The 14336-nt window shown below is 67.9% G+C and carries 13 protein-coding genes; 11 read left to right on the top strand and 2 right to left on the bottom strand.

Going from position 1 to position 14336, the window contains the following annotated elements:
* The 11 genes from AC6RA4_RS15325 to AC6RA4_RS15275 all read left to right on the top strand — a co-directional run.
* A partial coding sequence (locus AC6RA4_RS15325; protein WP_500161745.1) for a sarcosine oxidase subunit gamma occupies nucleotides 1-397 on the top strand: 397 nt, incomplete at its 5' end.
* A gap of 2 nt (nucleotides 398-399) precedes the next feature.
* Nucleotides 400-1284 carry a formyltetrahydrofolate deformylase gene (gene purU, locus AC6RA4_RS15320; RefSeq protein ID WP_500161743.1) on the top strand — a complete coding sequence of 295 codons (885 nt, stop codon included), beginning with the start codon at nucleotides 400-402 and terminating at the stop codon, nucleotides 1282-1284.
* 252 nt (nucleotides 1285-1536) lie between these two features.
* Nucleotides 1537-2724, top strand: coding sequence for an MHYT domain-containing protein (locus AC6RA4_RS15315; protein WP_500161741.1), 1188 nt, complete (start codon nucleotides 1537-1539; stop codon nucleotides 2722-2724).
* Between the two features lie 111 nt (nucleotides 2725-2835).
* On the top strand, nucleotides 2836-3690 hold the full coding sequence (locus AC6RA4_RS15310) for an FAD binding domain-containing protein (protein ID WP_500161740.1): 855 nt from the start codon (nucleotides 2836-2838) through the stop codon (nucleotides 3688-3690).
* 10 nt (nucleotides 3691-3700) lie between these two features.
* Nucleotides 3701-4195 (top strand): (2Fe-2S)-binding protein, encoded by a 495-nt coding sequence (locus AC6RA4_RS15305; protein WP_500161738.1) that lies wholly within the window; start codon nucleotides 3701-3703, stop codon nucleotides 4193-4195.
* Nucleotides 4192-6609 (top strand): aerobic carbon-monoxide dehydrogenase large subunit, encoded by a 2418-nt coding sequence (locus AC6RA4_RS15300; RefSeq protein WP_500161736.1) that lies wholly within the window; start codon nucleotides 4192-4194, stop codon nucleotides 6607-6609. Before AC6RA4_RS15305 ends, AC6RA4_RS15300 begins: the two co-directional genes overlap by 4 nt.
* 51 nt (nucleotides 6610-6660) lie before the next feature.
* A complete protein-coding gene (locus AC6RA4_RS15295) occupies nucleotides 6661-7536 on the top strand; it encodes an AAA family ATPase (protein ID WP_500161734.1) in 876 nt (291 codons plus the stop codon).
* A complete protein-coding gene (locus AC6RA4_RS15290; RefSeq protein ID WP_500161732.1) occupies nucleotides 7533-8720 on the top strand; it encodes a vWA domain-containing protein in 1188 nt (395 codons plus the stop codon). Before AC6RA4_RS15295 ends, AC6RA4_RS15290 begins: the two co-directional genes overlap by 4 nt.
* Nucleotides 8720-9502 carry an XdhC family protein gene (locus AC6RA4_RS15285; RefSeq protein ID WP_500161730.1) on the top strand — a complete coding sequence of 261 codons (783 nt, stop codon included), beginning with the start codon at nucleotides 8720-8722 and terminating at the stop codon, nucleotides 9500-9502. Before AC6RA4_RS15290 ends, AC6RA4_RS15285 begins: the two co-directional genes overlap by 1 nt.
* The gene (locus AC6RA4_RS15280; RefSeq protein ID WP_500161728.1) at nucleotides 9495-9647 is read left to right on the top strand and encodes a hypothetical protein; all 153 of its coding nucleotides are present in this window, start codon (nucleotides 9495-9497) and stop codon (nucleotides 9645-9647) included. The genes AC6RA4_RS15285 and AC6RA4_RS15280 overlap by 8 nt, the downstream gene beginning before the upstream one ends.
* Nucleotides 9648-9661: 14 nt before the next feature.
* A complete protein-coding gene (locus AC6RA4_RS15275) occupies nucleotides 9662-10126 on the top strand; it encodes an SRPBCC family protein (protein ID WP_500161726.1) in 465 nt (154 codons plus the stop codon).
* Between the two features lie 172 nt (nucleotides 10127-10298).
* Here the strand turns inward: AC6RA4_RS15275 and AC6RA4_RS15270 are convergent, their stop codons facing one another.
* Nucleotides 10299-10700 carry a response regulator gene (locus AC6RA4_RS15270; RefSeq protein WP_500161724.1) on the bottom strand — a complete coding sequence of 134 codons (402 nt, stop codon included), beginning with the start codon at nucleotides 10698-10700 and terminating at the stop codon, nucleotides 10299-10301.
* Nucleotides 10675-14139 carry a CheR family methyltransferase gene (locus AC6RA4_RS15265; protein ID WP_500161721.1) on the bottom strand — a complete coding sequence of 1155 codons (3465 nt, stop codon included), beginning with the start codon at nucleotides 14137-14139 and terminating at the stop codon, nucleotides 10675-10677. Before AC6RA4_RS15265 ends, AC6RA4_RS15270 begins: the two co-directional genes overlap by 26 nt.
* Nucleotides 14140-14336 lie beyond the last annotated feature (197 nt).

The raw sequence follows: 14336 nt of genomic DNA, 5'->3' as shown, positions 1-14336 counted from the left end.
AGATGTGGTCCGGGCTGCGGGGCAGGGCGTCGAGGCGCTCTGGACCGGCCCCGGCCAGTGGATGATCGCCGCCCAAGGCCGCGCCGAGGAGGATTTCGCCGCCGCGGTTCGGCAACAGGCGCCCGGCTGCTCGGTCACCGAGCAGACCGATGGCTGGGTGGTGTTCGAGATCGTCTCGGAGGTGGGCGGGCAGGCGCTTCTGGCGCTGGCGGAAAAGCTGGTCAACCTGCCGCCCGCGTCGCTTTCGCCCCGTCGCGCGACGCGCACGCGCATGCATCACATGAGCGTCTTCGTCATTCGTTCCGGCGACACCCGGCTGGCGGTGCTGGGCATGCGCTCGGCGGCGGAAAGCCTCTGGCACGCGCTTTCCGCGGCCGCCCAACGACTGGAGACCTGAGCATGAGCAAATTCGCCCTCACCGTGACCTGCCCGTCGACCCGCGGCATCGTCGCGGCGATCGCCGCCTTCCTCGCCGAGCAGGGTTGCAACATCACCGACAGCTCGCAGTTCGACGATTTCGAGACCGGCAATTTCTTCATGCGCGTCAGCGTCATGTCGGAAAAGGACGCGACGCTGGAGCAACTGCGCGAGCGCTTCGCCGAGACCGCGAAGCGCTTCGGGATGGAGTACGAGTTCCACGACGAGGCCGAGAAGATGAAGGTCATCATCATGGTCTCGCGCTTCGGGCACTGCCTCAATGACCTGCTCTACCGCTGGCGCATCGGGGCGCTGCCGATCGACATCGTGGCGGTGATCTCGAACCACATGGATTACCAGAAGGTGGTGGTGAACCACGACATCCCGTTCCACAACATCCGGGTGACCAAGGAGAACAAGCCGCAGGCCGAGGCGCGGATCATGGAGGTGGTCGAGGAGACCGGCGCCGAGCTCGTGGTGCTGGCGCGCTACATGCAGATCCTCTCGGACGAGATGTGCCGGGTGATGTCGGGGCGGATCATCAACATCCACCACTCCTTCCTGCCCTCCTTCAAGGGCGCGAACCCCTACAAGCAGGCCTTCGAGCGCGGCGTGAAGCTGATCGGGGCGACCTCGCATTACGTGACCGCCGATCTCGACGAGGGCCCGATCATCGAGCAGGACACGGTGCGCGTCACCCACGCGCAATCGCCGGAGGATTACGTCTCGCTCGGCCGGGATGTCGAGGCGCAGGTGCTGGCCCGCGCCATCCATGCGCATATCCACCGCCGGGTTTTCCTCAATGGCAACAAGACGGTGGTGTTCCCGGCCTCTCCGGGTAGCTACGCCTCCGAGCGCATGGGCTGAGGCCCGCCGTCGCAGGTTGGGGGCGCTGCCCCCGCCCGCGCAAGCGCGGACTCCCCCGAGGTATTTGGAAACCAGAGAAGGTGAGGGCGCGGCGCCCGCTGTCTTCTCTTCGTCAAAAATATTCCCGCCGGAGGCGTCCGGCAGGGCCGCCCGCGCGAGATCGGTCGGCCGGGCGAGGCGCAGCGGGGAAAGCATCTGAACAGGTGCAGGCTGCAATTGCATTGACCGGGCCTATGTCGCATCTTCTGCGGCATGGAGGAGTTTCTTGCGTTCGGACATGACCCGTGGCTGGTGGTGGCCTCGCTCGTCGTCGCGCTTGTCGCGGGCGCGACCGGGCTGTCGCTGACCCGCGACATGTCGCGCCGGACCGTGCCGCAGCGCAAGCTGGCGGTGGCGCTGGCCTCGGTGGCGCTGGGCGGCGGCATCTGGTCGATGCATTTCGTCGCCATGCTCGGGCTGCAGTTGCCGATCCTGTTCTACTACGACGCCGCGATCACGCTGGCCTCGGCGCTGGTGGCGATCCTGATGGTGGCGCTGGCGCTGGTCTTGCTGCATTTCACCACGCGCACGCGCCGGGTGATCGTCGCCGCCGGCGCCATCGTCGGGGCGGGGATCCTCGCGATGCATTATATCGGCATGGCCGGCATGCAGCTCTGCCGGGCGGTCTATACCCCCGCCGGGCTGATCCTGTCTTCGATCATCGCCATCGGGCTTTGCGTGCTGGCCTTCGGCATCGCCTACGGGGTGCGCTCCAACCGCACCATCGCGCTCGGCACGCTGTGCTTCGGGGCGGCGGTCTTCGCGGTGCATTTCCTTGCCATGGCCGGCACCCGGTTCGTCGCCCGCCCCGAGGTGACCGAGTTCGGGCCGCTGATCAGCAACGAAGTCATGGCGCTGGGAGTGATCCTGTCGAGCTTCGTGATCTTCGGCGCCTTCCTCTGGGTTGGCGCGACCTTCCTCGGGGGCAGCGGGGAAGGGCCAGTGGCCGCAGGCGTCCCGGCGGCAGAGCCGACCCCGGTCGCGCAGGCCGCGCCAGCGCCGCCATCGCCCGCCGCCGCCGCGCCGGCGCCGCAGGCCGATGAATGTGCGCTCAACATCCCCTGCGAGCGCGAGGGCACGCGGGTGCTGGTGCGGTCGCGCGATGTCGCCTTTCTGCGCGCCGACGGGCACTACACGCAGGTCTATACCGACACCGAGCGCTACTTCTGCGTCTGGCCGATCACCGAGGCCACGAAGCGGCTGCTGCCGCGCGGTTTCCTCAAGGTGCATCGCAGCTACGTGGTCAATCCCGACAAGGTGGCGCGCTTCGAGCGCGGCAAGGACAAGGGCGCCTGCGCCTTCGCCTCGGAGGCGATCCCGCCGGTGCCGGTGAGCCGCTCGCATCTCAAGGATGTGCAGGCGGCGCTGTCGGCGCAGGTCGTCGCAACTCGTGCAGGCTGAGGCGCATTTCGTGCAAAAACCGCGGAAATCAAGCATTTCCTGAGGTCAGCGCATGCCGCTGCATGCAGTCTCCCCGGCAGCAAGAAACGTGGCTGTAAGGGAGGACAGTCGATGATTCCAGCTCCGTTCGAGTATTACCGTCCAAAGGATATGGCCGCGGTGCTCGCGCTTCTCGAGACCCATGGCGACGAGGCCCGCGTGATGGCGGGCGGGCACAGCCTGATCCCGATGATGAAGCTGCGCATGGCCGAGGTGCCGCATCTCATCGACCTGCAAGACGTGGAGGGTCTTTCGGGCATCACGGTCTCCGGCGGCGAGATCCGCCTCGGCGCCATGGTGACGCAGGCCGAGATCATCGCCAGCGCCGAGCTGGCGCAGGCGGCGCCGATCCTGCGCGAGGCGGCGTTGCAGATCGCCGATCCGCAGGTCCGCGCCATGGGCACCGTCGGCGGCAACGTCGCCAATGGCGATCCGGGCAACGACATGCCGGGGCTGATGCAATGCCTCGATGCGCGCTTCACGCTCATCGGCCCCGAGGGCGAACGCGAGGTCGCGGCGCGCGATTTCTACGAGGCCGCCTACATGACCGACCGCGGCGATGACGAGGTGCTGACCGCGGTCAGCTTCGCGGCGCCCGAGGGCGGCTATGCCTACGAGAAGCAGAAGCGCAAGATCGGCGATTACGCCACCGCCGCCGCCGCGGTGATGATCCGCCGCGAGGGCGCGTCCTGCGCGTCGGCCTCCATCGCCATGACCAATCTCAGCGACACGCCGGTCTGGTCGGAGGTGGCGGCGCAAGCGCTGGTCGGAACCGAGCTGGGGCCGGAGGCCGTCGAGGCCGCCGTCACCGCCATGCTGGGCGAGATCGACCCCAGCGAAGACAACCGCGGCCCGGTGGAGTTCAAGCGCCACGCCGCCGCCGTGATCCTGCGCCGCGCCATCGCGCGCGCCTGGTCGCGGGCCTGAGGAGAGCACCATGTCCGAGAAGATGCACGTCAAACTGACCGTCAACGGCGAGCCGCAGGAGTTCCTCGCGGAACCGCGCGAGCTGCTGATCTACGCGCTGCGCGAGCGGCTGAACCTGACCGGCCCGCATGTGGGCTGCGAGACCTCGCATTGCGGCGCCTGCACGGTGATCGTCAACGGCAAGACGGTGAAATCCTGCACCCTCTTCGTGGCGCAGGCCAATGGCGCCGAGGTCACCACCATCGAGGGCATCGGCACGCCCGATGACCTCAGCCCGCTGCAGCGTGCCTTCCGCGAGCATCACGGGCTGCAATGCGGCTTCTGCACGCCGGGGATGATCACCCGCGCCACCAAGCTGCTCGAGGAGAACCCGAATCCCACCGAGGAGGAGGTGCGCTTCGGCATGGCGGGCAATCTCTGCCGCTGCACCGGCTACCAGAACATCGTGAAATCCATTCTCGCCGCCGCGGCGGAGATGAATGCAGCACAGGAGGCCGCGGAATGAAGGACGAAGTCGAAAGCCGCGAGGACCGCACCGCCGGGCTCAAGGGCATGGGATGCTCGCGCAGGCGGGTCGAGGATCTGCGCTTCACGCAAGGAAAAGGCAACTATGTCGACGACATCAAGCTGCCGGGGATGCTGCACGGGGATTTCGTGCGCTCGCCCTATGCCCATGCGCGCATCAAGTCGATCGACGCCTCGGCGGCGCTGGCGCTCGATGGCGTCGTGGCGGTGCTGACCGCCGAGGATCTGGCGCCGCTCGGGCTGCACTGGATGCCCACGCTGGCAGGCGACAAGCAGATGGTGCTGGCCGACGGCAAGGTGCTGTTCCAGGGCCAGGAAGTGGCCTTCGTGGTGGCGCGCGACCGCTATGTCGCCGCCGACGCGGTCGAGCTGGTCGAGGTCGAGTACGAGGATCTTCCGGTCATCGTCGATCCCTTCGAGTCGCTGAAATCCGATGTCGTGCTGCGCGAGGATCTCGAGCCCGGCGCCGACGGCGCGCACGGGCCGCGCAAGCATCACAACCACATCTTCACTTGGGAGGTGGGCGACAAGGAGACCACCGAGCAGGTGCTGGACGAGGCCGAGGTGGTGGCCGAGGAGATGGTCTACTACCACCGCACCCATCCCTGTCCGCTCGAGACCTGCGGCTCGGTCGCCTCGATGGACAAGGTCAACGGCAAGCTCACGCTTTACGGCACCTTCCAGGCGCCGCACGCGGTGCGCACCGTGGTGAGCCTGCTCTCGGGCATCGAGGAACACAACATCCGGGTGATCTCGCCCGATATCGGCGGCGGCTTCGGCAACAAGGTCGGGGTCTACCCGGGCTACGTCTGCTCGGTGGTGGCCTCGATCGTCACTGGCAAGCCGGTGAAATGGGTCGAGGACCGGATGGAGAACCTGATGTCGACGGCCTTCGCCCGCGACTACTGGATGCAGGGCAAGATCGCCGCCACCAAGGAGGGCAAGATCACCGGTCTGTGGTGCCACACCACCGCCGATCACGGCGGTTTCGATGCCTGCGCCGACCCGACCAAGTTCCCGGCCGGGTTCATGAACATCTGCACCGGCTCGTATGACATCCCCGTGGCCTATCTCGCCGTCGACGGCGTCTATACCAACAAGGCGCCGGGCGGGGTCTCCTACCGCTGCTCGTTCCGGGTCACCGAGGCGATCTACTTCATCGAGCGGATGATCGAGGTGCTGGCGATCAAGCTCAACATGGACGCCGCCGAGCTGCGCCGGATCAACTTCATCCGCAAGGACCAGTTCCCCTACCAGTCGGCGCTGGGCTGGGAATACGACTCGGGCGATTACCACACCGCCTGGGACAAGGCGCTGGCGGCGGTCGACTACAAGGGGCTGCGCGAAGAGCAGGCGCAGAGGGTCGAGGACTTCAAGGCCGGCAAGACGCGCAAGCTGATGGGGGTCGGGCTGACCTTCTTCACCGAGATCGTCGGCGCAGGGCCAGTGAAGAACTGCGACATCCTCGGGCTTGGCATGTTCGACAGCTGCGAGATCCGCATCCACCCGACCGGCTCGGCCATCGCCCGGCTCGGCACGATCAGCCAGGGGCAGGGGCATGCGACGACCTTCGCGCAGATCCTCGCCTCCGAGATCGGCCTGCCGGCGGACAGCATCACCATCGAGGAGGGCGACACCGACACCGCGCCCTACGGGCTCGGCACCTATGGCTCGCGCTCGACCCCGGTGGCGGGGGCGGCCACGGCGATGGCGGGGCGCAAGATCCGCGCCAAGGCGCAGATGATCGCCGCCTACCTGCTCGAGGTGCATGACGACGATGTCGAGTTCGACATCGACCGCTTCGTGGTCAAGGGCGCGCCCGAGCGCTTCAAGACCATGAAGGAGATCGCCTTCGCCGCCTACAACCAGGCCATCCCGGGCATCGAGCCGGGGCTCGAGGCGGTGAGCTACTACGACCCGCCCAACATGACCTACCCGTTCGGCGCCTATGTCTGCGTGATGGATATCGACGTCGACACCGGCGTGCCCGAGATCCGTCGCTTCTACGCGCTCGACGATTGCGGGACGCGGATCAACCCGATGATCATCGAGGGGCAGGTGCATGGCGGCCTCACCGAGGCGCTCGCCGTCGCGCTGGGGCAGGAGATCGCCTATGACGATCTCGGCAACGTCAAGACCGGCACGCTGATGGACTTCTTCCTGCCCACCGCCTGGGAGACGCCCAATTACGAGACCGACCACACCGTCACCCCGAGCCCGCATCACCCGATCGGTGCGAAGGGGGTGGGCGAGAGCCCGCATGTGGGCGGCGTGCCGTGCTTCTCGAACGCGGTCAACGATGCGTTCCGCGCCTTCGGGCTGACCCACACCCAGATGCCGCACGATCACTGGCGCATCTGGAAGACCGCCAACCGGCTCGGCCTGCATGGCTGAGCGCCTTCGAGGGGGCGGGGCGCAGCCTCGCCCCCGCAGGCGGAGCATGACATGAGCTGGACCGATCTACAGGCCGCGCTGGCGGCACAGGACTACGTCGCCTCCGACGATCTCGCGGTGGCGCTGCATCTGGCGCTGTCGATGCAGCGACCCCTGCTGCTCGAGGGCGCGGCGGGCGTCGGCAAGACCGAGGTGGCGCGGGTGCTGGCGGTGGCGCGCGACACGCGGCTCATCCGGCTGCAATGCTACGAGGGGCTCGACGCGGCGCAGGCGATCTACGAGTGGAACTACCAGCGCCAGCTGCTGACCATCCGCGCCGCCGCCGAGGATGGCGAGACCGGCGCGGCCGTCGAGCAGCGCATCTTCTCGCGCGAGTTCCTGCTCGAGCGGCCCTTGCTGGCGGCGATCACCCAGGCCGAGCCGCCGGTGCTCCTGATCGACGAGATCGACCGCGCCGACGAGGAGTTCGAGGCCTATCTGCTCGAGATCCTCGCCGATTACCAGATCACCGTGCCCGAGCTCGGCACCATCGCCGCCACCAGCAAGCCGGTGGTGATCCTGACCAGCAACGGCACCCGCGATCTCTCGGACGCGCTGCGCCGGCGCTGCCTGTTCGCCTATGTCGACTATCCCGACCCCGAGACCGAGCTGGCGATCCTGCGCCGCCGCTGCGCTGACGTGGAAGAGCGGCTCGGCCGGCAGATCGTGGGCTTCGTGCAGGCGCTGCGCCGGGAAGAGCTCGAAAAGGTGCCCGGCATCGCCGAGACGCTGGATTTCGCCGCCGCGCTGATGGGGCTCGGCATCGCCGATCTGAGCCGCGACCCGGCGGCGCTGCATGCCACGCTGACCACCCTGCTCAAGACCCGCTCCGACCGGGCGCAGGTGACGCCGGAAGTGGCGGCGCGGCTGGCGGGGCGGGCGGCATGAGCCGGGTCACCCGCTTCGCCGGGCGCGACCCGGGGCCTTCGGCACGGATGGCGGGCTTTCTCGCGCATCTGCGCGCCAACGGGCTGCGGCTCGGGGCGGGCGAGACCTCGGAGGCGCTCTCGGCGCTCACCTTCGTCGAGGCGGCGCACCCTGAGGAGGCGCGTCGCGCGCTGCGCGCGGTCTGCACCGGAAGCCGCGAGGAGGCGGAGCGGTTCGACGCGCTCTTCGTTGCCTACTGGATGGACGCGGGCCGCGTCCGCTCTAAGTTCACCCCTAGGCGCCAGAGCGCGCCAAAGGGCAAGGATGCCGTGCATTCCTCGCGTGTGGGGACAGGCGAGGATGCCGGCGGGGCGGGTCAATCGGTGGCCCCCGATCAGGGGACGGGAGCGGCCGAGAGCGGTGGAGAAGGCAAGCTTGTCGCGACAGAGCTGCGCAATCTCCGCCGCACCGACCTCCGCGATCTGGTGCGGCCTGAGGACATCGCCGAGGCCGAGGCGGTGGCCCGCAGACTGGGCGCAGCGCTGCGCGACCGGCGCTCGCGGCGGCGCATTGCCGCGCGGCGCGGCGACCGGCTGCATTTCCGCAAGACCATCCGCGCCAGCCTCGCCACCGGCGGCGAGCCGGTGCGGCTCTTGCATCGCCGCCGGCCCGACCGGACGCGCCGCATCGTGGCGCTCTGTGACGTGTCGGGGTCGATGTCGGTCTATGCGCAGGTGTTCCTGGCCTTCCTCGCCGGGCTGATGCGCGGCGACCCGACGGCGGACGCCTATCTCTTCCACACCCGCCTCGTGCGCATCACCGAGGCCCTGCGCGACACCGACGCGCTGCGCGCCATCGGGCGGATGTCGCTGATGGCCGACGGGTTCGGCGGCGGCTCGAAGATCGGCGAGAGCCTCGGGCGGTTTTCCGAGACCTATGCGCGGCGCTTCGTCGATGGCCGCACGGTGGTGATGATCCTCTCGGATGGCTACGACACCGGCGCGCCGGGCCAGATCGACGAGGCGCTCGCGCGGCTGCGGCGGCGCGGCTGCCGTATCCTCTGGCTCAACCCTTTGAAAGGCTGGCGCGATTATGCGCCGGTGGCTGCGGGCATGGCCGCAGCGCTTCCGCATCTCGATCTCTTTGCCCCGGCCAACACGCTCAATGATCTCGCTGCACTGGAAGGGGAGCTGGCAAAGCTATGATGCCCACCGATCTCATGCCCGCCGAATTGGCCGAGCAGGTCAGCGCGCTGCGCGAGCGCGACGAGCCCTTTGCCTTCGCCACCATCGTGCGCACCGCCGGCACCACCGCGGCCAAGCCGGGCGCCAAGGCGCTGCTCTCTGCCGACGGCACCATCCTGCACGGGTTTCTCGGCGGCGGCTGCACAAGGGGCGCTGTCAAGCGGGCGGCGCTCGAAGCGTTGCGCAGCGGCGTGCCGCAGATGATCTCGGTCGCGCCCGAGGATATGCTGGCCGAGAAGGGCGTGCAGCCCGGCGCGGTGGCCGATGGCATCACCTATGCCCGCAACGGCTGCCCGTCGCGCGGCACGGTCGACATCTTCATCGAGCCCTGCCTGCCGGTGCCCGAGCTGGTGGTGCTGGGCGACAGCCCGGTGGCGCGCACGCTGGCGCGGCTCGGCCCGACCTTCGACTGGGCGGTGCGGACCTCGCTCTCGGGCGGCGCGCAGGCGGCGCGGATGCGCGCCATCGTGGTGGCCACGCAAGGCGCCGGCGACGCGGCGGCGCTGACCGAGGCGCTGGCGGCGGGCGGCGATCACGTCGCCTTCGTCGGCAGCGCCAGGAAATACGCCGCGCTCTCGGAGAAGCTGCGCGCGGGCGGCGTTTCGCAGGCGGCGCTCGATCGCGTGTCATCGCCGGCGGGTCTCAGGATCGGGGCGGTGACGCCCGAGGAGATCGCGCTCTCGGTGCTGGCCGAGCTGGTGATGCTGCGCCGCGCGCCGCGCGAGGCGGGCCGCGATGACTGAGCGCCCCGAGACCCCGCAAGCCCCCGCAAGCGAGCGCCCGGAAGAGGAGGAGCGCGGCTTTCCGCTCTTCACCCGCCTGCGCCGCCTCGCACCCACGCCGGAACAGCTCGAGCGGCTGGCGGCGATCAAATTTCCCTGTTGCTGAAGGAAGGAGACCACATGGAACTGGCCGACGAACTGGTGATCGATGCCCCGAAGGAGACCGTCTACGCGGCGCTCAACGACCCGGAGGTGCTGCAACGCTGCATTCCGGGCTGCGAGGAATTGATCAAGCACTCGGACACCGAGCTGGAGGCCAAGGTGGTGCTGAAGGTCGGGCCGGTGAAGGCGCGCTTCGCGGGCGATGTCACGCTCGACACTGCCGGCGCGCCGGACCGCTTCTCGCTGAGCGGGCAGGGCAATGGCGGCGCGGCGGGCCATGCCAAGGGCGGCGCCGAAGTGACGTTGGTCGAGGAGGGCGGCAAGACGATCCTGCGCTACGACGCCAAGGCCGAGATCGGCGGCAAGCTGGCGCAGCTCGGCAGCCGGCTAATCCAGAGCACAGCGAAGAAACTCGCGGCGAAGTTCTTCGCCAATTTCGCCGAAGTCATGGAAGAGCGGAGCGCCGCGGAACACGCGGCCTGATGCCCCGGACGGCGGCCGCACGCGCGGCTGTCGGCAGGGGCGCAGCGGATGGGGCGGGACCGGCCGTGCAGAACCGGTCCCGCGCCATTCATGTCTTCACGGGCGCGGGTCACGCCATCCGTCGCGCGTGAGACCTCGCAATCTTGGAGAATTCCCGGGGCGCGACAGGCGCTCAGTGCGCGACGCTGGCCGGGCACACCTTCTGCAGCGCGTATTGCAGCCGCTTGGTGTCGATCGGCTTGTGGCAGCACATGGCGTTGCCATATTTCTCGGAGATATCGGCGTCTTGCACGTGGCCCGAGTGGAACACCAGCCCGACGCCAAGCTCATTGAGCTTGTCGGCGAGCGGAAAGACCTCGCCGTCGCGCAGCCGGACATCGAGCACGGCCATGTCGGGGCGCACCTCGTCGAGCACCTTCAGGCCCTTGGAAAAGCTGTCGAACGGACCGATGACCTCGTAGCCGAACTCCTCCAGCAGCAGCTGCAGGTCGAGGGCGACGATATACTCGTCCTCGCACAGCAGCACAGTGGGCTTCGCGCCATTGGCATCAGTCGTTCCGCAGTAGGGGCCCATAGGTCAAGGTCATCCTTCGTTCGTGTTCGCCAAACTCCACCGAGACGGTCCCGTTGAGCTGGACGGCAGAGAGCTGCACAAGCGTCGAGCCGAAGCCGGACGCACCATTGTCCGGCTCAACTGTTGCAGTGTGGATTTCGTTCCATGTCAGCTTAACACCGCCGTCGGATTTTCGTTCCCAAAGCACTTCGAGCCGTCCATCCGCCGGTCCGAGCACGCCGTACTTGGCCGCGTTGGTGGCCCATTCGTGTAGCAGAAGCGACAGCGCGGTGAGGTCCTGATCCTCGACCTCGACCTCCGGCCCGTCGACAGTATAGCCCGCCTGACCAGCATAGGGCTCGAGCGAGGCGCGTACGGTGTCCTCAAGCGTCAGCGAGCGGCTTCCGGGGCGGCGCTGGGTGAGATCGTGCGAGCGCGCGAGCGCGTTCACCCGGGTCTGGATGCCGTCGACCAGATCCTCGACCGAGTCCGTCGAGCGCCCGGCGATGCGCACCATGCCCGAGATGATCGAGAACATGTTCTTCACCCGGTGGTTCATCTCGCGCAGCATCATCTCGCGGATGTCGCGGGCCTCCTGCTCGGCGGTGATGTCGAACAGTACGCCCAGCACCCGCGCCGCGCGCTTGCTGTGCACGCGTCGGCCGACCACGCGAACGGAGCGGAATTTCGGCCCGGTGCCGGCGCGCTTGAAGGTCAGGTCGATGGCGTCGCCCTCACGGGTCAGGCCGGTGATCGCCGCCTTCACCTCGGCTTCGTCGTCGGGATGCACGGTGTCGAGCAGGCTCTCGAGCGACAGCGCGTTGGCATCGACGCCAAGCACGCCGCAGCCGGTCTCGTCGAGCCTCATGCTGCTCAGGATCGGATCGAATTCCCACACGCCGAGCGAGGACACGTCGAGCGCCAGCCGCAGCCGCTCGCCCTCGTGCTTGAGCGCCTCCTCGAGGCGCAGCGCGTCGGTGAGTTCGGTGAAGACCAGCGTGGCGCCGTCGATCTCGCCCTCGCGGGTGCGGTAGGGGGTGATGACCAGCGACCAGGTGCGCTCTTCCTCCTCGCGGTCGCTGACCCGCATGTGGCGCACCTCGCCGTCGCGCACGGTCTGCGAGATGGCGTCGAGCACGTCGTCGTTGCGGCGCAGCTTGCTGGTCACCTCGGTGAGCGGGCGGCCCCGGTCGGTGTTGCGGAACGGGTAGATGCCCTGGATCGCGTCGGTGAAATTGCGGATCGTCAGGCTCGCATCGACGACCAGCAGCGGCAGCGCGGTGGAGGCGAAGAAGTTGCTGAGATCGGCATTGGCGATCGACAGCTCGTCGACCTTGCCCTTGAGCTCGTCATTGACCGTCGAGAGCTCTTCGTTGGTCGACTGCAGCTCCTCGTTCATCGACATCATTTCTTCGTTCGAGCTCTTCAGCTCCTCGTTCGCGGTCTCGAGCTCCTCGACGGTGGTGTGCAGGCGCACGCGGGTGCTGCGCAGCTCGTCCTCGAGGCTCTGGACGTGGCTGTCGATGCTGTCGAGATCGTCGAGATCCGCATCGTCGAGCGGCTCGAAGCTCTCGCGTTCGCGGAACACCACGAGGATGGTGCCGTCCTTCAGCGGCTCGGCGATGAGGTCAAAGGCCTGCCGGCCGAATTCCGAGCGCGCGGTCAGATCGCGCGAGATCGTGCGGCGCTTGGTCTCGGCGACCTGCCGGATGATCGCCGAGAGCGACTCGCGCGCGCCGGGCCGCGCGACGGAAGGCGCGAAGCGGTTGGTCTCGTCGCCGGGCGAGAAGTCGAGATACTTGCCCAGCCGCCCGGTCGAGGCGAGGATCTCGCCCGCCGAGGTCACGCGCAGCGTCGCCGGGGCATAGGTCGACAGGATCCGGTCAGTGGCGCCGCCATCGGTCCATTCGCGCCGCGGCGAGGGCGCGCTGGGGCGGGCGCTGGCATCGCGGTTGGCGGTGTTGGCGGTGTCCTGCCCGCGCAGGTGAAGCGGATATTCCGGGCGGCTGTCGTTGCGGCGGAAGATGCGGGCGCTCTGGTCGATCGCCTTGAAGACGTGATCATGCCGGCCAACGGTCTCGGAAGGCCCGAGAAACAGCGTGCCGCCGGGCTTGATGGCGTAGTGAAAGATCGGCAGGGCCGAGTTCTGCAGCGTGTCGCCGAAATAGATCAGCAGGTTGCGGCAAGATAGCAGGTCGATATTCGAGAACGGGGGGTCGCGCACCACGCTGTGCACGGAGAAGCGGATCATGTCGCGGATCTTGGACGAGATCTGGAACCGGCCGTCGCGCGCGATGGTGTAGCGGTCGCGCATGGTCTCGGGGATGTCGACCAGCGCCGCCTGCGGATACGAAGCATCGCGGGCGATGCGCAGCATCTGTTCATCGATATCGGTGGCGAAGATCTGCACCCGCACCGAGCGCCGCAGCTGCCGGGTTTCCTCGGCGAACATCATCGCCATGGAATAGGCTTCCTCGCCACTCGAGCAACCCGGCACCCAGACGCGGATCTCGTCCTCGTTGCCGGCATTGGCGACCAGCGGCTTGATGACCTGTTCGCGTAGCAGGTCGAAATGCTCGGAGTCGCGGAAGAAGCGCGTGACGTTGATCAGCAGTTCGCGGAACAGGATTTCGCACTCGCTGGGTTCGGCGCGGATATATTGCAGGTAGGCACTGGCATCCGACAGGTCGAGCACCTGAATGCGGCGCTGCACCCGGCGGATCAGAGTGGATTTCTTGTAGCCCGAGAAATCGTGCCCGACGAAATTGCGGACGACGGTGAAGATGCCCTCGAGATTCTCCTCGACGGTGACCGCGAGCGTCTCGCTCTTGGTCTCGCGCAGGGCGTGGGCATAGAACTGGTGGATCGCCGGGACGATCTCGGAGGGGCGGCGGACGAAATCCACCAGCCCGGTGGACTGGGCCGAGGTCGGCATGCCGTCATAGCGCGCGGTGCGCGGATCCTGCACGATGCAGAGGCCCCCGTGCTCCTTGATCGCGCGAAGCCCGGCGCTGCCGTCGGCGCCGGTGCCCGACAAGATCACGCAGGCGCCGAAGCGGCCCTGATCGAGCGCCAGGCTCTCGAAGAAATCGTCGATCGGGCGGCGCAACCCGCGCGGCTGGGCGAACTCGGTCAGGTTCAGCACGCCGTCGGTGATCGACAGGCCAAAGCCCGGCGGGATGATATAGACATTTCCCGCCTCGACGGTCTCGCCGCCCGAGGCCTGCCGCACGGTAAGCGAGGTGTGCCGGCCCAGAAGCTCGGCAAGGAGGCTCTCGTGGTTGGGGTCGAGATGCTGGATCACCACGTAGGACAGGTTGCTGTCGGGCTTGGCTTCGGCCAGCATCTCGCGGATCGCCTCGAGCCCGCCGGCCGAGGCGCCGACGCCGATGATGCAGAGCCGCTCGCGGTCGCGGGTTTGGTCGTCCTCGAGGGACTTGTTGGTCTTGTCGTCTTTCATCGTCCGCCTGATCACGAGCCCTAGCGCTGGCTGTCGTCGAAGGTCAATTTTGCCATCAGGGCGATGGAATCCGCAAGAAGACCTGCGGAGCCCATCATGGCGAGACCGAATTCCCGTCCGATCTGGCCAACGTCCGAAAGCGCATCCTGCAAATTCTCGTCGTTGAGCGAGATCTGCGAGCGTTTCAGGGCAGTGGT

The organism is Salipiger sp. (genome assembly GCF_059781815.1).
The sequence above is the reverse complement of the archived record's forward strand: the minus strand, read 5'-3'. Positions and strand labels throughout refer to the sequence as shown.

Excerpts from the sequence above, each read along its gene's own strand:
- purU (WP_500161743.1), top strand. The coding sequence starts at position 400 with ATGAGCAAATTCGCCCTCACCGTGACCTGCCCGTCGACCCGCGGCATC.
- AC6RA4_RS15315 (WP_500161741.1), top strand. The coding sequence starts at position 1,537 with ATGGAGGAGTTTCTTGCGTTCGGACATGACCCGTGGCTGGTGGTGGCC.
- AC6RA4_RS15310 (WP_500161740.1), top strand. The coding sequence starts at position 2,836 with ATGATTCCAGCTCCGTTCGAGTATTACCGTCCAAAGGATATGGCCGCG.
- AC6RA4_RS15305 (WP_500161738.1), top strand. The coding sequence starts at position 3,701 with ATGTCCGAGAAGATGCACGTCAAACTGACCGTCAACGGCGAGCCGCAG.
- AC6RA4_RS15300 (WP_500161736.1), top strand. The coding sequence starts at position 4,192 with ATGAAGGACGAAGTCGAAAGCCGCGAGGACCGCACCGCCGGGCTCAAG.
- AC6RA4_RS15295 (WP_500161734.1), top strand. The coding sequence starts at position 6,661 with ATGAGCTGGACCGATCTACAGGCCGCGCTGGCGGCACAGGACTACGTC.
- AC6RA4_RS15290 (WP_500161732.1), top strand. The coding sequence starts at position 7,533 with ATGAGCCGGGTCACCCGCTTCGCCGGGCGCGACCCGGGGCCTTCGGCA.
- AC6RA4_RS15285 (WP_500161730.1), top strand. The coding sequence starts at position 8,720 with ATGCCCACCGATCTCATGCCCGCCGAATTGGCCGAGCAGGTCAGCGCG.
- AC6RA4_RS15280 (WP_500161728.1), top strand. The coding sequence starts at position 9,495 with ATGACTGAGCGCCCCGAGACCCCGCAAGCCCCCGCAAGCGAGCGCCCG.
- AC6RA4_RS15275 (WP_500161726.1), top strand. The coding sequence starts at position 9,662 with ATGGAACTGGCCGACGAACTGGTGATCGATGCCCCGAAGGAGACCGTC.
- AC6RA4_RS15270 (WP_500161724.1), bottom strand. The coding sequence starts at position 10,700 with ATGGGCCCCTACTGCGGAACGACTGATGCCAATGGCGCGAAGCCCACT.
- AC6RA4_RS15265 (WP_500161721.1), bottom strand. The coding sequence starts at position 14,139 with ATGAAAGACGACAAGACCAACAAGTCCCTCGAGGACGACCAAACCCGC.